A 17210-nucleotide genomic window follows, 5' to 3' on the forward strand; every position below is an offset into this window, starting at 1 on the left:
GATATTTACTAAAAAATTGATTAAACCTTGCTGTTTTAAAATTGTGCAAATAAAAAGCAGGTTCTGTGCATGACGATCAATAGCAACTGAATCATCAACTACAATGGCATTACTGACTTACATTCAGCGACGGGGTTCCGCTTTTTAGCGTAATTTCGCCGCCATAGTCACTAAAAATTATGGCATTATCACGCACAACGCCCGATTTGTCTTGAGCGAATTACCGATTGCCCTACCCTCAAGGATTCTCTATGACCTCTGCTTCCAGTTCCCCTAAAAAAGCTGTCAAAAAAACTGCTGAGAAAACCACCAGCAGAAATGCACCCACACCCAAAACCGCCGGAATCCAGTTTTCAGCCAAAGTGATTGATCCGGTAAAGTACGCCACACAATGCTTGGTGGTTGGCGTTTACGAAGGGCTCAAATTATCGCCAGCAGCGAGCAGCGTCGACGCTGCAGATGCCCACCAACTAATTGCGCTATTAAAACGCGAAGGCTTTCAGGGCAAAGCCGGGCAAAGCCTGCTGCTGCTGAACCCGCAAGGCATCGCCGCGGACCGCTTGCTGGTACTGGGTTTCGGAAGCCAGAAAGATGGCAGTGTTAGCGTCGACAACTTCCGTCGCGTCGTGCAAAAAATTAGCGAATCGCTCAAACCGACACCTTGCACGGAAATCACTGTTGCCCTGGATGACGTGAGCGTTACTGGTCAGGAAGCTGATTGGCAGGCACGCCAAATCGCCGAAAGCCTGGGCCAATTGGAATATCGCGCTGATCACCTGAAAAGCAAACCCGCCGAAATCAGTCTGCAATTGAAAAAAGTACAGGTGGGTACCACCAAGAACCTGATTGCCAAAGCCACCAAGGGTTTGGCGTTGGGCCTGGCCATTGCCCAAGGCATTAATTTAACCCGCAAGCTGGGCGACCTGCCGGGCAATATCTGCACCCCAACGTATCTGGCCGAGCAAGCAAAACAATTAGCCAAAGACCGAGCCAAGCTCAACGTTAATGTGCTTGAAGAAAAACAGATGAAAGAGTTGGGCATGGGTTCTTTTTTATCTGTTGCCGCCGGCAGCGAGCAACCCGCCAAACTCATTGTGCTCGAGTACAAGGGGGGCAACAAAAAAGATGCACCCGTAGCGTTAGTCGGCAAAGGCATCACTTTTGATACTGGCGGCATTAGCCTTAAGCCTGGCCCCGCTATGGATGAAATGAAATATGACATGTGCGGTGCCGCCAGCGTGTTGGGTACCTTCCGGACTCTTGTTGAGCTCCAGTTACCCATTAACGTGGTCGGCGTTATCGCCACGACTGAAAACATGCCGAGCGGAGCCGCGACCAAACCAGGTGACATCGTGACCTCCATGTCCGGGTTGACCATTGAAATTTTGAATACTGATGCCGAAGGCCGATTAGTACTGTGTGATGCCCTCACCTATACCGAACGTTTTAAACCCAAAGCGGTGGTAGACATCGCCACCCTTACCGGCGCCTGCGTGATCGCCCTTGGTAACCACGCCACTGGCCTGTTCAGCAATGATGATGATCTCGCAAAGTCCCTTCTGAAAGCCGGTGAAGAAAGTGCTGATCGCGCTTGGCAAATGCCACTCTGGGACGAGTACCAAAAGCAACTGGACAGTAATTTTGCAGACATCGCCAACATTGGTGGTCGTGAAGCAGGAAGTGTAACGGCTGCTTGCTTCCTGTCGCGATTCACTAAAAAATTCGCCTGGGCGCACTTGGACATCGCGGGTACCGCGTGGCGCTCTGGAGGAGCCAAGGGGGCTACTGGTCGCCCTGTTCCATTGCTGGTTCAATACCTTCTAAATCAGGCGTGATGGCGTGACTAAAGTTGATTTCTACGTATTGCCTGAAACAACCAGCGAAGCCCGCTGGTTGTTTGCGTGTAAGCTGGCAGAAAAAGTACAGCGCATGGGCATGCGCGTACTGATTGCGGTGGATACTGAAGCCGACGCACGGCAACTGGATGAACTTCTGTGGACTTTCAAGCCTGAAAGTTTTGTACCTCATCAACTGATCAATGGTGGCAAACCGGCACCGGTGGAAATAACCTTCAACGAGCAGTCTGGCGATCATCAGGGATTATTGCTTAACTTGAGCAACACAATACCGTCATCGTTCAGTCGCTTTGAACGCGTGAGTGAAGTCGTTATTCAGGAGCCACAAATGCTCGCGACCAGTCGCGAGCGCTACAGTTTTTATAAAAGCCGGGGATACCCGATAGAAACCCGCAAACTCTGATAACTGGATACTTGTAAATATCATGGCCAATACGAATAAAACCAAAGCCGAAATTTTGCAGGAACTTGAATCCATCAAGGGACTTTTATTAGAAGAAGATGACATCCCGATTTTGCAGGACGCCGAACTGATCATTGAGGAAACGGCCCATCCTGCAACACTAGCAACCATACAACAGACCTCCCCCTACACAACACACGAGTCAGTGTTGCCGGGTCAGGGATCTCTATTTGATGAAGCGGCTCACGCATCGCACTTGCACATCAACCATTCGCACAGCAACCATTCGCAAACACAGGACTCACTCGCGACTGCAGATAGCGCAGACCCAAACGTTAAAAAGCAGGGCTTTGCATCACACATACAGACATCGGCTCACTCCCATCCAGCGCGCACACCGGTGAAAGCAACTGGGGAAAACCCCTTTCTTCCCCAGCATATTCGCGAGCGCCTGCACGGGAATAATCCACCACCATTGTTTGAATATGAAGCAGCGAAAAAAATAATCAGCGCAACCAAGACGATTACCCCAAAAACCGGCAAACAGCGCCAACAACTCGTTGATGATGTACTCAAAAGCCTGATGCCGCAGGTCGAGCGCGAATTGCGGCATAGGCTGTTTGCAATGAGCGTTGATGATTTGGAAAAGCTACTCAACGAAGAAGAAGATTGAAAATCAACTTGCGCAACTACTAATTGCCTACCGCAAGCTCGCGCGAGGTTTTCACTTTACCGAAGGCCCAAATTGCTACAAACACCAAAAGGATATTGGCCAGGAAAACCTGGTGATAACCAAAATAATCCGCCACAACCCCAACCATTAAACTACTTAGCAAATTACCAATATGAGTAGTGTTGGTATACAGCCCGGACGCAGCACCAGAACGACCCGGCATTAAATCCTGAATGACGGATACTCCAAGCCCCGCCAACACACCAATAAAAATGGCATTGCAAATTTGCAGCACAAACAAATGCCACAGCTGATTCGCAAAATACACACCGATATACAACAACAACGCAGCAATTCCCGCGCAACGAACCAGCGAAATTAAACGAAACCGGCTTGCGTAATGCCCTGCCAATAACATAAAAGGCACTTCAAGAGCCGCTGTGGTTCCCATTACCCAGCCCATCCATTGTGCATCCAGGCGCAAATTGTCCTTCAAGTGAATTGGCAGACTAATCAGGTAGGCGTTATTAACGCCCCAGAGTAACGAAAAACCAATTGCACATATCCACAATGATTGTTTTACTGAGGGAGCGAGAGGTGCAAGAAAAGGCTTCTCGCCAGATTCAGCCAGCTGTTTTTGCTTCGCCGGTAAACGCGGTAACAATTTGAAACTGGCAAGCGCAACCAAAATATACAAAACCGCCGCGACACCATAGCTCACATCAAAGCCTAAGTTAGTGGCCAATAAAAAACCCATTGGCGGCCCTGCAACCCAGGCAAATGCAATTTGTGCCCGCATAATGGCATTGAAAAGCGGAATACGTTCTGTGGGAATTTCAGCCTCCGCATAATCCAGGCTGTAGGCCATAATTTGGGAAAATGAAACCATCGAAAGGCTCAATAAAAAAATCGCGGTAAAAGCCACCAGCCAATAATTACGCGAAAGAGCAAAGATTACGCAGGAAATACTCCCCAATAAACAGAAGAACGCCACCAACGGACGACGGTCTGCCAGCCGGTCAGACCAATGCCCAATCCAGTGGTTATAAGCAATGCTCGCCAACGCCAGGCCAGCAAAGGCTCCTCCCACCATTAGGGGGCGCACTTGAATTTCCGTTGCGAGAAATAAACTGAAAGTGGGCAGCACCAGCGCCCCGACCAAGCCAACGGTAAAAAAAAGCGCATAAATGCCCAGCGCCAAAGGCTTGAAGAGTGGAGAAGACACAATAATGACCGTCTAAATTAGGGAAATATCAGGCGCGCATCATAGCCGAAACCGGTTTCTTTCTATATTGACGGTACAAGGTTTAATTATTCTTAACCTCGGCTATTGCGTATAATTCACAGAATTCCCAGCAAACCTGCGAGATTTGCCATGTATTGCATCAGCTTCCAGATTCAACCCAAATTTGCCCGTGAGTTTGACCGCGCCGAGTTTTTGCGCCGCGTAAGGCCGGTACGCTCACCCGAAGTGGACGCCATTGAAGAAAAAGGCAAACTCTTTTTAAGCTTCAATTTTTTTACCGAATTTCCCGCCCAGCTGTGGCAGGAACTCCAGCAGCCTTTATTCGCGGACGCTGAATACGCTCCAAAATTGGCCCCCTTTTGCGTTGTGATATGCGACGATGAAAATGAAGATGAATGCCGACTGCTCCACCACTTCGACCCCAATGAAAAACTCGAGTCGTTTTAATTCTATTTACTCTTTTGTTGTTCAGGTAATTCATGTCCACAATTAATTGGTTTCCCGGCCATATGCACAAAGCCCGCAAGGAAATTGCGGAAGTTATGCCACACGTGGATGTGGTGATTGAAGTTATTGATGCACGCGTCCCCTTCTCTAGCGAAAACCCGTTGGTTCCAAGCCTGCGAGGCGATACACCGCTGATTAAATTATTGAATAAGGCCGATTTGGCGGACCCTGCAATTACCGCCCTGTGGGTGGAAAAAATGGAAGCGGAAAAAGGCGTTAAGGCCTTACCCGTGAGCCAGCAGCGCCCGGAGCAAATTCGCAATCTGCTCAACCTGTGCACCAGTTTGGTAAGTGCGAGACAAAAAGAGGTTCGCCCGGCACGCGCCATGATTATGGGCATCCCCAACGTCGGCAAATCAACCATTATCAATACCCTCGCGGGCCGTGTGATTGCAAAAACGGGGAATGAAGCCGGCGTGACAAAAGCGCAGCAAAAAATAAAATTGGAAAACGGTATTTTATTAACCGACACCCCCGGGTTTTTGTGGCCAAAATTATCACCACCTTCGTGCGGCTATCGGTTGGCAATTACCGGCGCTATAAAAGATACGGTGTTTGATTACGCCGACATCGCCCTCTATGCCGCCGAATATTTATTAAAAGCCTATCCCGATGCCTTAAGAGCACGTTACGGATTAACCGAACTGCCCGAGACAGATTTAGAGTTGCTGGATGCAATCGGCGTTAAACGTGGATGTACGCGCAGAGGTGGCGGAGTAGAAATCCAGAAAGTTTCATCACTATTAATTAACGAATTGCGCTCAGGCTTGCTGGGGCCAATCAGCTGGGAGACGCCGGCAATGACTGAAGCTGAGGTCGTTCAAGCCAAAGCAGATGACGAGAAAAAGCGCCTGGAAAAAGAAGAAGCTGATCGAATTCGCAAACTGAAAACCAAAAAAAATCGCCGCTAATTGCGGCGATTTTTCTGTCACTATTTTACGTTACAGGCATTTATAAAAGGCTGCGCGCGTAACTAGCCAGCGCATGGGGTTCAGGGTTATTCACCAGTTCTGCTGGCAATTTTTTCACATGCCATATAACCGTCCACTCCAAATGCTCCCCAGTATTCAAGGTCACAGCCGCACCCTGCTGTTTCATTTCAATAAAAACATGTTCGACATGGGCAAATAGTTCTATCTCGCGCTCCCCTTCTGCAATCGCCGAGGGAGGATTATCGACAAACTCTTTCATCAACAAGTAGCCTTTGTCGACATAGGCAACCCAACCTTCTTTGCCGTCCTGCATAATTTTATGGTGATCGGTGCGGATTTTTTTCTTGTCGTAATCAAACCAGGTCAACTCGTCAATCGCCTGAACATCGAGCGGGTAAAAAATGCCACTAATGGGGTCGGTATCACCACGCGGATAAAACAAAGTCCCGGACGATGGCAAGCGTGTCACCTCTAGAGGAGCAACACTTTTCTCGTGTTTGGAATGATTGAAAATTCTATAGGTAACCGCCACCCGATCATCGCCGGCAGGCATATAGGTTTTGCTGAATTGATAACCAGTCTTGGGGTCAATCTCACTAGTGAGGGTAACCCGATCACCTTTCACACTCAGTTTATAGGGTTTGCTGTCCAGTACATCAATTGGGGGCCACTGCCATTCAGCCTGCGGACTAGACCAGAGTACGGTGCCCCAATCGGTATTTTTATCAAAATCAACAATAGGCACTAACAGTTCATGCCCCTCGTATTTCAAAGAGGAGACCCGACCAGCCACGTCTGGCATGATCTCCATACGCAAAGCACCTTGCTTGAGATACAACTTACCTTTTTCCTGCTTACAAAACGCAGGAAGCTCGGACAGATCCTGATTGTCTTTGTTACACCCCATGAGCGCCGTACACAGACTCAGGAGTGCAATCAGGGAATAGCATTTCAACATTGTGGATCTTGGCCCTCTGGCACTGGCGATAACCACCAGGAAAACTGACTTGCCCTACAGGCAACCGATTACAACGAACTCGCTGGCAACAGCTAACCCGTTATATTTACACACCTCGGCAGTGTAACGGCTTTTAGTTGCATCGACCATTTACCAAGGGGTAAAACCTAGTAAAGCAACGTAAATAACTTGCGCTGAAACTCAATTGCCAATGCATCGCCCTTGCCCAGTGCAGTGAGGATGCCATTAAACGATTTGCGCACCTCACCATCAGCGAAGTTACGGTCTTTGCGCAACACATGTAAGAGATGCTCCAACGCCGGGCGATGCTGAGCTTCCTGATGGTATTGCAATGCCAACTCAAAACGGATTTGTAAATCATCCGGTGCTGCTAAATGCGCTGTTTCCAGTGCAGCGAGCTCGGGGGTTTTCGCTGCTTGCTTCATCAGTGCGATGCGCGATTGCAATTGCTCATAAAGTGCATCCTGATCAGCCATCTTTATCGTCGACAAAATCGCTTCCGCATTATCTACGCGATTTAATTCCAGATAGCACTGCGCCATTAATAAATTAATCGCGGCCAATTGCCCGGAGATCTCATACGCCTGACGCAATAACGGTAGTGCATCAGCAAAATTATTTTCTGCCATCAGCGCCTGCGCCTGAGTAAGCGCCGCTTCCCATGGCTTGGGTAAATATTTGGCCAGTACTTCACGCACTTGCACTTCGGGCAATGCACCTGCAAAGCCATCTACGGGCTGGCCATTTTGCATAATCATAACTGTTGGCAAACTACGCACCCCAAATTGCGCACCAATCATTTGAGTTTGGGGGGCGTCCGCATTCACTTTCGCCAATAAAAATGCACCCGCGTATTCATTGGCAAGCTTTTCCAATATTGGCATTAAATTTTTGCAGGGCGCGCACCAGTCAGCCCAAAAATCAATCACAACCGGCCGCTTGAAAGATTCGTCAATTAAATACTGCTGGGCATTTTCCAGGGTGATATCAACAATAGCGGTTTGCGTGCTATTTACTGCGTCTAACATCGTGATTACTCCATCTCGCGCAAATGAATGGTGAGACTTTCAGTTGCGGAAGAAATATAGGCAATGGTTTCGGTAATAGTGACGGTAAGGTTCATGGTTTTATCAGCGAGGGTAACTAACTGCTGTAACTCATCGGCGGCGAAACAATGTATCTCCACCTTGGGCAAGGCGCGAATAGCGGCGGCATTGGTCTTCCACCAGACGTCCATACCACGACCATAACTAAATACCTTTACTGCTTGCGATTGACCCGATGCCTTTTTCAAGCGATCCGGCGCTGGCTGCCCAACCTCTATCCACTCCAGCAAAGTCCCATTATCGTGTTTTAACCACAGATCCGGCTCTTCCGTCGACGAAAGCCCTTTGGTAAAAGTTAAATTTTCCGCCGCGCGGTAACAAAAGGCTAGAATACGCACCATCATGCGCTCGACAGTTTCGGAAGGATGCAGGGCGATAGTCAGATTAAAATCGCCATACACATTGCGATCCATATCCGACAGGGTCAGGTTCGCTTTATAAATTGTCGCTTTTTCGGCCACAAATGCCTCGCATCAATAGTAGATATTCAATTCGGCCACTCTATCCGGCCATCCAACCAGGATCGCAGTTTACCAAAATGGCAAGCACTTTTGATTTTACCACCACTACTTCCACGCAAACCGCTGTGGATTTTCTCGCTGAAAAAACCGGACTTCCAAAAGCGCGCATCAAAGATGCAATGAACAAGGGCGCCTGCTGGTGGACTCTAAAAGGTAAACAACTGCGCCTGCGCCGTGCCAGCAAGGATTTGCCCGCTGGTATCCGCATACAGCTCTATTACGATGACCAGGTTCTTTCACGAACACCAGCCGCAGGACAACTAATGCTCGACCAGGGGCGCTACAGTGTTTGGTATAAGCCCCATGGCATGTTGGCCCAGGGCTCTCAGTGGGGTGACCACTGCAGCCTGCTGCGGTGGGTGGAAGTCGAACACAAACGCGAATGCTTTCTGGTTCATCGACTGGATGCGGATGCGGCCGGCCTAATGATGATTGCGCACGATTCAAAGGCTGCCGCCCTGCTCTCACAACTCTTTCAATCACGCGATTTGAAAAAATATTATCTCGCAAATGTGACTGGCGCACTGAATGCAACAGAATTGCGTATAGACCAACCGCTTGACGGCAAAGACTCCATCAGCATCATCAATACCCTTAAAATTAACGATGGTAAAACATCCAGCTTGGTGGAAGTGTTAATTGAGACAGGGCGCAAACATCAGATACGCCGTCATCTTTCCGGGATAGGCCATGCTATTGTCGGTGATCGACTTTACGGCAGCGCCAGTAAACTTCCACTGCAACTTCTCGCCTACAAACTGGAGTTCCGCTGTCCTGTTAGCAACAAACCTATTCACCTGGAGCTTCCCAAAGACTTACATTTGTAACAAGACCTGATTCGTCAAAAAAGATAAGGTGCGGTGAATCCAATCGCGGCGTAGACGCGTCCAAATTATCGATATTTTGCATCATTCCAGTATCGCGCCTACCTGAATCACATTTACCCGTCTTACATTTACAAAAAGGACTATTTTTATGAGCCTGCCGTTTAACCCGAATGCTGAACGAATAGTTACGCTCGACGTACTGAGAGGTTTTGCGCTCTTTGGCATTCTCTATGCCCATATGATTTTCTGGTATGCAGGCGGCCCATTGCCAGAGGCAACCTACCAACTTTACAAGGACCCTGGCAGCGGTATAGCCATGGGCATCTACATGATTTTTATCATCAGCAAGTTTTTTTCGATATTTTCATTTTTATTTGGCCTTAGCTTCTACATCCAGATCGACAAACTGGTGCAGCGTCACCAACCGATCTTTATGCGCTTTGGTTGGCGTTTAGCGATACTCGGCGCTATCGGCATTTTGCATCACATTTTCTGGCGGGCGGATATTTTAACCATTTATGTCCCACTCGGGTTTCTGCTGTTATTTTTTCGTAATCTGAACAATAAAACGTTGTTAATAGTGGGTTCGCTACTGGTATTAAACATTCCCACCAAATTCGCAGAGTTTGTTTCAATACTCGTGCGCGACCAATTGCAATTGATTCAGGAAGACCCCAAAGCAGCCGGTGCAGCCTATTACGAAATTATCAGCCAGGGCAATTTCGCTCAAATGGTTCAGCATAATATCAGCGCCGCTTCGGAGAAATTGAATTACCAAATCAACAGTGGGCGCGGCTTTATCACCTTTGGTTTCTTTTTGATAGGCATGCTTGCCGGGCGCATGCATTGGTTCTCTCACCTTGAGCAACACCGCATTTTTTTTAAACTGGTGTTAAAAAGAAGTGGTTGGGTATTAGTAATTGCCTTGCTCGCAGGAGTAATCCTGGGTGCGAGCAGCTTCATCCTGAAGATTGATTTTCAGAACGCCCCATTCGCGGGTTGGGCAGGTGGATTTATCCTGGAGTTTTTTAACACCAGCCTAACGCTAATTTATATCACCGGCATCAGCTTATTAATGCTAAAACCTAAATGGGAAGCACGACTAAAGCCATTGGCTAGCGTAGGAAAAATGGCCTTAACGACGTATTTGAGTCAATCAATTATCGGCGTATTTCTGTTTTTTAATATTGGGTTCGGGCTCTTTACCCTAACCAGTCCAGGCCAAAACGCGCTGCTCTGTATAGCAATTTTCGGAATACAAATTTTTATCTGTCGCTGGTGGTTAAAATACTTTAATTATGGCCCAGTGGAATGGTTATGGCGCTCAGCTACAGATCTTACATGGAAGCCATTGAGAAAACCGTCCTTGCCTGAACTAAACACACAATAAGCACAATAAGCACAATAATACCACGCCCAAATAAAAATCCCCGCCGATATAATCGACAGGGATTTTTTAAACAACCGTAAAATTAAACAGCCAATTAATTACACTGGTTATTCAACGCACAGGCTTTAACCGCATTGGAGAACGCATAACCAGTGACGTTATCTTCCCAGGTAGACCAAGCCATAATGCCGCGCAAATCCGGATATGTTTTTGCCGGCTTATAACCGGTACCACAATCGCCAGAGCGCAAGCAGCGCATTGCCGCTTTCACAACTGTTGGATTGGTATAACCGCTGCCGGCTGCTGTTGGCGCGGTAGAGGCAGGCAAACCAATGATGATTTTGCTGGCAGGCAAACCAAGATAGTTCACACCGGTACTGCCAATCTGAAAGCCTTCGATTAACGCCTCGGTCCAGGCAACCAAACCATCTTGCGTGGCAGAGTTGTAGAACTGGCCATTTTTACCCGGCATTGAACCTGTATTGTAGTACTGCATCTGAATCCAGCTAATATCATCACGAAGCGCATTCATCAATGGCAAGTACACCCCCCAGTTGTATTGACCCAACCAGTTACCGGGCAGGTTTGCACCAATGGTATGTGCAGTTTCCGGAGCCATAGTCAGCAGGAAGCTTGCGCCATAACGCGCCTTCAACCGCTTGATCGCGCGCGCCAGATAATCTGCAGAGTATTGCGGGCTAGTCAGATTAATTTGCGCATTGGGATTGGTATGCAAACCTTTTTCAGTATCAATATCGATACCGTCCAAACCATACTGATCTTTAATCGCAATGAAAGAATTTACGAAATTATCTTCTTGCGTTTGGTTATTCAATACGAAAGTCGCGTTAGCTCCGCCAATCGACAACAACACTTTCTTGCCTTGTGCTTTAGCGGCAGCAATTTGTTGTGCGGTGGGATTGTTTTGATAGCCACCGTCATTACTCAGGAAGAGTGAGCCATCAGTATTAATTTTTGGGAAAGAAATATTCAGCACTGTGTAATTAGGAATTGAGGTCATTTCCTCTAATGGCCAATGCCAGTTTTCCCAATAACCAACCAACTCTTTTCCGGTCGGTGGCGTTACTGAGCTCACACTTGAACTAATTACTGAAGAAACACTGGAGCGCGACGAAGAGGCGACAGAACTCGGCGCAACACTGCTTATTACAGAAGAGCTGGAGCGTGACGTTGCAACACTGGATGAACTCACACCCGGACAACTACCACCCGCAGCCCAGGCTTGTTGCCAATAGGTACCAGTACCGGGTGCGTAAGCCCAGGTAGCGGTTGATGAACACCAACCCGGAACCTGACAGGTATAAACACCGCCAGCGTTAGTGACGACCGCACCCTGACTGTAGCTGGTTCCTGCGACATAGACTGGACAACTACCGACGCTTGATTTTACAGATGACGCAGCACTGGTTGTTGGCGCACTACTCGGAGCCACCGAGCTTGGAACGGATGAACGCGCACTGGATGGAACAGAACTCGGCGCTACTGAGCTGGGCGCCACGCTGGAAGTAGTACCATCACAGGCCCCATTGTCGGTCCAATGTTGCCACTGACCGGAGGATGTTGTCGGGTTGTTGCCTTGAGTCCAGTAATTCGCGGTATAACCGCGATTCAAATGCTGAACTTTATTTCCCTGAGTGTAAGTACTGGCGCTATTCCATTGCGGTAAGCCAGTGCAATTTACAGCGAATGCTTCTGTTGATAACAGGGAAACGCCAAGCAGCGCCCCCAGTGGGATTATTTTCTTCATCAAAGTTACCTATCCTTTCATTATCGTTGGTTTTGGAAGTTGAACAGGCGAATACAGCTGGCTCTCTCACCGTCGCTGGCTAATTGCAACATTCACCTGGTTGCGATTGTCAACGTTGTCATTTGCAGGTACAAAAAACCCGTTACATCAATACAACGACTAGCACAGGGGTATCTGGTACAGGCGGGAGGACAAACATACATCAGGACAAACACTGGCGCAGAGCATATGTATATCTTTTATGCATTGCAAGCAATAATCCGAAGAAAAAGGAAGCAGCTAACATTATTGAAGTTCAATATCGAAACCCAATATGTTACTGCCTCCTTCTTACAACCATTCTTTTTTACAGTGTTGCCTTGGCGCTTTTTCTAAAGAGCCACATGGATATCTAATATTCTTATTAGAAGTTCCAATCAGCCATTAACCAAAATTTCGTAGTATCCGTGAAGCTGGCATTAGTATCGCCCATTGAGTATTGGGCATATTTTGCAGTCCACACCACTGCACCAAACTTTTTGCTCAGACTTAAATCTATTTCGTCACCGAAATCGATACTGCCCGCATCAGAATCATACTTGTGGTAGCTCACAACTGCTTGCGCACCTGCCACGGTAACACCCACGTTCAAATAAGTATCTTCCAAACCAGCAGCAGGTGTTGCCAGAAATTTATCCGCCCAACCTTGAAACGCATGCAGTGTTGCCAGTGGTGTAGCAAAACCATATTTGCCATCATCGGACCCCAACAATTCATAACCCAAGGTAAAACTGAAACGACTTACGTTATACGTTGCCTCAGCCAAGGTGTAATCTGCTTCAAACATTTTCGCAGCGCCAGCGTCTTGCTGCTTTGCATATTCAAGGTTATACAAAAAGGACTCACCTACGGTTCCTTGCCAACGAACACCAAAGGTATCACTCGTTAAACCAAGTTGTGCAATTGGGTCATTCACATCCAGCAAATAAGCATAACCAATCAGTTTACCGGCATCTAATCCAGTGTAACTGGCGTTGAGTACATGGCTATCCATATGCAAATCGCCTAACGCGGGATTATCTTCACCAAACACGCGATTTACATTCTTGATGTACGCGTAGGTAAAATTGGTGTAGCGAATTGTTTTATTGGTCCAAGATAGACCATCATACGTTTGTTCGTTCTGTCTCCAACCTACGTTGCCGATAAAACGTGAGTTATCCAGCACTAAACGTTGACGACCGTATTTCACCTGATTGTTGAAATTGGTGTAGGAAATAAACGCTTGATTAACCTCAGTACCAACAGGGTCTGCAATTACAGCAACAGTTTTGCTTTGTCCATTCAACGGATCTGAACTATGCGCAGATGTACGATAGTCAACATCATTTGTCATCTCACTAATGTTATCCATCTCACCCGTAAAACCGAATCCATTCCAAGCGCCTGACTGATAGGAAATGCGTGAGCGAGTAGTCCAGGCATCCGCTTCTCTCTCGCCTTTTTTACCCAGCACTTTCGTCACTGGATCCACCGCATAATAATCTTCTGTCACATCTTCAAAGCGAGTACGAAAATTTATTTTAACCACACTACCCTGTTGCATAGACTCAGTAAAAGTTTTTGCAGAAACACCTGGAGCCGCGCACACCAGCGAACTCGCCGCAGCCACAAAAAGATAAAGTGTATTTTTTTTCATAGAGCCTTCTCCAATTTTTTTGCATAAATGTGTGTGGTTTAAACATCAACACCATCAACGTAAACAGGTCTTGGAAACTACGTTTTGTCATGCACTAAAAAAACATTTATTGAAATCACTGGCACAACAGGTGTGTGACTTAATTCCAGTTGAGCAAGGCTTATGCCAATCGTTTTTTTCAGGTTTTTTTTAAGGAATAATTCATTATTAATCAAGGAGATATAATTTCTGGAATTTTATTGCGTGATTTTAAGCATTTTTTGGAGTTGCACACTTGTGGTGATGGACGAATGACTCATGCGTCATTTGCAAACAAACACACAAAAAAACACGCACAAATTAAATGCAAAGAAATGCACAGCTTTTTTTTGCAATGCACTATAAGAAGGCAGGCGCAGCAATTATTTTTCAGCAGCAGTTCTTCGGAGGGGGGCTTACGCACACAAAAAAGGCCATTTGCTTGCGCAAATGGCCCTTCAAGAAAAAAAGCTAATACGGTTACACGATTTGCACACCAATACCTTTTGCCAAGCCCTTCTCAATACGGACCTGCGAAAAAGTAGCATCCAGCTTGCCATTGGCCACCAAGGTAAATGGCTCCAGAATCAAGGCAAACAACTCTTGCGGCGTGCGTTTCAAACCGAAGTCAGTTCCGGCATCCGGGTAATCTTTTAAATCCACTGACAGGGTTTTCCAACCTTTACCGGTTATCGCAGTCAACTCTTTGGTAATCTCCACTTGCGAATAGCAAGATGGGCCACAACCAATGCGTACCCACGCCTGAGCCTCGGGTGCGGCATCCACTTTGATATCGAATACCAATGCTGAATCAGACTCATAATAATCGCTTAACACTTGACGATTAGGCGTCGAGATAGCCACCAAACCTTCCCCATCGCCATTCCAGAGTGCGCGACGAGCATCCTCTTGAACATCGCGATCCACACAGGTCACAGTCAGTGTCGATACGCTCGCGATATTGCCATTGAGCGCTGCACGATCATTATTTTTACCCTCCAGAATAATCCCATAAATTCCCAGAGGACGACGATTGAATAATTCCAGTACGTGTGAGGTCGCCTCAAAACTAATGCCCTCTTCTGAAAGGCTATCGCTCAAGGTATCTTTATCGCCGTATTTCAAACCAAAGCCATAGGCAAACAAAGGGTCATAATCTTTATCACCAACATTTAAGGGACCTTGGTCAGGACGCTTGGGCCATGAAAACGATAACTGACCTTTTACCGGAAAATTTATCGAACCATCGGTAGCTTTAAAAATAACGTCAGCAATACCAGCACCTTCAGTTCCCGGCTGCCAGATAACCGCAAAAGCATCGGACGCGTTGAGCTCTCGGTTAATCCACATAGGGCGACCAGTTATGAATAACGCAACAACAGGAATCCCATCGCCCTTTAATTTTTGCAGCAACTGTAAATCGGCAGTGTCGCCCGCCTTAAGCAATTGATGTTGAATATCGCCCTGCATTTCAGCATAGGGATCTTCACCAAAAATGACGATTGCCACATCAGGTTTTTCAGTGTACGAACCGTCCACACTTAATTGTGCTGAGCCGCCAGCCGCTGACACTGCTGATTCAATCCCCATCCACAAGGTAGTTGCGCCGGGAAAATCAGCCATCGTATTACCAGTGCCCTGCCAGTTAATCGACCAACCACCGGTTTGCTTACTAATATTGTCCGCGCCATCGCCTGCAACAAGAATTTTTGCCTTGGGCGACAGGGGTAATAAATTATTTTTATTTTTTAACAAAACAACGGATTCACGCACAGCCTGACGAGCAACAGCGCGATGCTCTACTGCCCCCAATAAATCATCGCGGCCAGCCAATGGGCGTGAAGAAGGTAGCCCCTTTTCCCAAAGGTTTGCACGCAGTTTCACCCGCAATACGCGACGCACCGCATCATCAACGCGACTCATCGGGATAGTACCGTCTTGCGCTTGAGCCAAGGTGTTGCGATACAACTGTTTCCACTCAGGATCTGGAACCATGTAGATATCCAAACCGGCGTTTAACGCCTGCGGGCAGTTTAAAGGCGTAGCTCCGGCTACGAAGCCATGACCATTCCAATCACCAACCACAAGACCATCAAAACCCATTTGCTCCTTCAATACATCCGTTAACAAATAGCGATGACCGTGCATATGCTCGCCTTGCCAACTATTAAAAGAAGCCATTACGGTCTGCACACCATTTTCGATTGCGCTGTAATATCCCGCCGCATGAATACGGCACAGGCTTTCTTCATCATCAATACAGTTACCGCGATCGATACCGTTCAAAGTACCTCCATCTGCGATAAAATGTTTTGCCGTAGAAATGACTTTGTATTTCGACAGAAACTCTTTGCCAGTAGCGTCACCTTGTAAGCCTTCAACCATTTGGCCGGCATAGTCGCGAACCAAATCAGGACTCTCTGACCAGGACTCATAGGTGCGCCCCCAACGATCATCGCGCGCTACCGCAACGGTGGGTGAAAAATCCCAATCAAGCCCGGTAACAGCAATTTCAGTGGCAGTAATGCGGCCAATTTCCTTAATCAATTCAGGGTTGCGTGCTGCGCCCAAGGCAATGTTGTGGGGAAACAGCGTCGCACCAACAATATTACCCACGCCATGCACAGCGTCAGTGCCCCACATAATCGGGATTGCCAACTTGCCATCGCTATCATCCATAGACGCGGTGTAGTAAGCATCAGCAATTGCCAGCCAGTCCGCCGCTTTGGAATAGCGGTTTCCATTGGGAACAGAACCTCCCCCATTAAGTACCGAACCTATGTGGTACTCCTTAACATCGGCGGCGGTAAGATGACGGATTTCGGGTTGAATCAGTTGGCCGATCTTCTCTTCCAGACTCATTTGCACGAGCAAATCTTCAATTTTTGCTTCGAGCGCCGGATCTTTCTTCAGCTTGCTGGTGATACTAGGCCACTGCACGTTTGCAACCTCCACAGGTTTTGGCTAAAAAACATTAATCAGATTTACCCACGCTTGTAAGGCATAACCCTAAGCATAGGTGCTTTCCATTTATGAGCACTATTAATCAACTTGAAAATGAAAGCCGCAGAATCCTTGAGAAAACCTGCACATTAAACCGCGCATAATGCGATCTAGCCTGGCAAGCTGGGGACGCTCATCGTTGAGCGGTATTGACCGAATACATCTCTTATTCATACCGGAAAACGAGTAACCGGGCGCTTTTTGGCTGGCGCAAACTACTACTTATTGACAGCGCTGTCAATGACGGCAAAGCGCCCAGCATGATTCGAGTAAAATCGTCTCATAAATCACACCATATGGCAC

The 17210-nt window shown here is 47.4% G+C and carries 14 protein-coding genes; 7 read left to right on the top strand and 7 right to left on the bottom strand.

Annotated features, from left to right (window positions below; all coding sequences use genetic code 11):
• Positions 1–251: 251 nt before the first annotated feature.
• The 3 genes from D0C16_RS05000 to D0C16_RS05010 are packed head-to-tail and all read left to right on the top strand — an operon-like array spanning position 252 to position 2932.
• Positions 252–1835 carry a leucyl aminopeptidase gene (locus D0C16_RS05000; RefSeq protein ID WP_191968647.1) on the top strand — a complete coding sequence of 528 codons (1584 nt, stop codon included), beginning with the start codon at positions 252–254 and terminating at the stop codon, positions 1833–1835.
• Between the two features lie 4 nt (positions 1836–1839).
• The gene (locus D0C16_RS05005; protein WP_151031294.1) at positions 1840–2259 is read left to right on the top strand and encodes a DNA polymerase III subunit chi; all 420 of its coding nucleotides are present in this window, start codon (positions 1840–1842) and stop codon (positions 2257–2259) included.
• 22 nt (positions 2260–2281) lie between these two features.
• Positions 2282–2932 (top strand): hypothetical protein, encoded by a 651-nt coding sequence (locus D0C16_RS05010; protein ID WP_151031295.1) that lies wholly within the window; start codon positions 2282–2284, stop codon positions 2930–2932.
• 19 nt (positions 2933–2951) lie between these two features.
• On the opposite strand, the gene D0C16_RS05015 is transcribed toward D0C16_RS05010, so the two are convergent.
• The gene (locus D0C16_RS05015; RefSeq protein ID WP_151031296.1) at positions 2952–4157 is read right to left on the bottom strand and encodes a sugar efflux transporter; all 1206 of its coding nucleotides are present in this window, start codon (positions 4155–4157) and stop codon (positions 2952–2954) included.
• Between the two features lie 150 nt (positions 4158–4307).
• Between D0C16_RS05015 and D0C16_RS05020 the strand changes: the two genes are divergently transcribed.
• Positions 4308–4625 carry a hypothetical protein gene (locus tag D0C16_RS05020; protein ID WP_151031297.1) on the top strand — a complete coding sequence of 106 codons (318 nt, stop codon included), beginning with the start codon at positions 4308–4310 and terminating at the stop codon, positions 4623–4625.
• Positions 4626–4657: 32 nt separating this feature from the next.
• Positions 4658–5596 carry a ribosome biogenesis GTPase YlqF gene (gene ylqF / locus D0C16_RS05025; protein ID WP_151031298.1) on the top strand — a complete coding sequence of 313 codons (939 nt, stop codon included), beginning with the start codon at positions 4658–4660 and terminating at the stop codon, positions 5594–5596.
• Positions 5597–5636: 40 nt separating this feature from the next.
• Here the strand turns inward: ylqF and D0C16_RS05030 are convergent, their stop codons facing one another.
• From D0C16_RS05030 to D0C16_RS05040, 3 genes are all read right to left on the bottom strand, one after another.
• Positions 5637–6575, bottom strand: coding sequence for a DUF4380 domain-containing protein (locus D0C16_RS05030; RefSeq protein ID WP_151031299.1), 939 nt, complete (start codon positions 6573–6575; stop codon positions 5637–5639).
• Positions 6576–6742: 167 nt separating this feature from the next.
• Complete coding sequence (locus D0C16_RS05035; protein WP_151031300.1) at positions 6743–7624, bottom strand: co-chaperone YbbN; 882 nt, start codon at positions 7622–7624, stop codon at positions 6743–6745.
• Between the two features lie 5 nt (positions 7625–7629).
• The gene (locus D0C16_RS05040) at positions 7630–8163 is read right to left on the bottom strand and encodes a YaeQ family protein (protein WP_151031301.1); all 534 of its coding nucleotides are present in this window, start codon (positions 8161–8163) and stop codon (positions 7630–7632) included.
• A 77-nt stretch (positions 8164–8240) separates the two neighbouring features.
• On the opposite strand from D0C16_RS05040, the gene D0C16_RS05045 reads away from it, so the two are divergent.
• Both D0C16_RS05045 and D0C16_RS05050 read left to right on the top strand, forming a co-directional pair.
• On the top strand, positions 8241–9050 hold the full coding sequence (locus D0C16_RS05045) for an RluA family pseudouridine synthase (RefSeq protein ID WP_151031302.1): 810 nt from the start codon (positions 8241–8243) through the stop codon (positions 9048–9050).
• Between the two features lie 148 nt (positions 9051–9198).
• Positions 9199–10440: a DUF418 domain-containing protein gene (locus D0C16_RS05050; RefSeq protein WP_151031303.1), complete on the top strand. Its 1242-nt coding sequence runs from the start codon at positions 9199–9201 to the stop codon at positions 10438–10440.
• A gap of 94 nt (positions 10441–10534) precedes the next feature.
• Here D0C16_RS05050 and D0C16_RS05055 read toward each other — a convergent pair whose 3' ends face one another.
• The 3 genes from D0C16_RS05055 to D0C16_RS05065 all read right to left on the bottom strand — a co-directional run bounded on the left by D0C16_RS05055 (position 10535) and on the right by D0C16_RS05065 (position 16844).
• Positions 10535–12208, bottom strand: coding sequence for a glycosyl hydrolase family 18 protein (locus tag D0C16_RS05055; RefSeq protein WP_151031304.1), 1674 nt, complete (start codon positions 12206–12208; stop codon positions 10535–10537).
• 403 nt (positions 12209–12611) lie between these two features.
• Positions 12612–13886: an alginate export family protein gene (locus D0C16_RS05060; protein ID WP_151031305.1), complete on the bottom strand. Its 1275-nt coding sequence runs from the start codon at positions 13884–13886 to the stop codon at positions 12612–12614.
• 498 nt (positions 13887–14384) lie between these two features.
• Positions 14385–16844, bottom strand: coding sequence for an exo 1,3/1,4-beta-D-glucan glucohydrolase (locus D0C16_RS05065; protein ID WP_151031306.1), 2460 nt, complete (start codon positions 16842–16844; stop codon positions 14385–14387).
• Between the last annotated feature and the right edge of the window lie 366 nt (positions 16845–17210).

The organism is Cellvibrio sp. KY-GH-1, from assembly GCF_008806975.1.
In the GTDB taxonomy this organism is placed as follows: Bacteria; Pseudomonadota; Gammaproteobacteria; order Pseudomonadales; family Cellvibrionaceae; genus Cellvibrio.

What these genes read in the sequence shown, in the direction of transcription:
- D0C16_RS05000 (WP_191968647.1), top strand. Translation starts at nt 252, where the DNA reads ATGACCTCTGCTTCCAGTTCCCCTAAAAAAGCTGTCAAAAAAACTGCT.
- D0C16_RS05010 (WP_151031295.1), top strand. Translation starts at nt 2,282, where the DNA reads ATGGCCAATACGAATAAAACCAAAGCCGAAATTTTGCAGGAACTTGAA.
- D0C16_RS05020 (WP_151031297.1), top strand. Translation starts at nt 4,308, where the DNA reads ATGTATTGCATCAGCTTCCAGATTCAACCCAAATTTGCCCGTGAGTTT.
- ylqF (WP_151031298.1), top strand. Translation starts at nt 4,658, where the DNA reads ATGTCCACAATTAATTGGTTTCCCGGCCATATGCACAAAGCCCGCAAG.
- D0C16_RS05030 (WP_151031299.1), bottom strand. Translation starts at nt 6,575, where the DNA reads ATGTTGAAATGCTATTCCCTGATTGCACTCCTGAGTCTGTGTACGGCG.
- D0C16_RS05035 (WP_151031300.1), bottom strand. Translation starts at nt 7,624, where the DNA reads ATGTTAGACGCAGTAAATAGCACGCAAACCGCTATTGTTGATATCACC.
- D0C16_RS05045 (WP_151031302.1), top strand. Translation starts at nt 8,241, where the DNA reads ATGGCAAGCACTTTTGATTTTACCACCACTACTTCCACGCAAACCGCT.
- D0C16_RS05050 (WP_151031303.1), top strand. Translation starts at nt 9,199, where the DNA reads ATGAGCCTGCCGTTTAACCCGAATGCTGAACGAATAGTTACGCTCGAC.
- D0C16_RS05055 (WP_151031304.1), bottom strand. Translation starts at nt 12,208, where the DNA reads ATGAAGAAAATAATCCCACTGGGGGCGCTGCTTGGCGTTTCCCTGTTA.
- D0C16_RS05060 (WP_151031305.1), bottom strand. Translation starts at nt 13,886, where the DNA reads ATGAAAAAAAATACACTTTATCTTTTTGTGGCTGCGGCGAGTTCGCTG.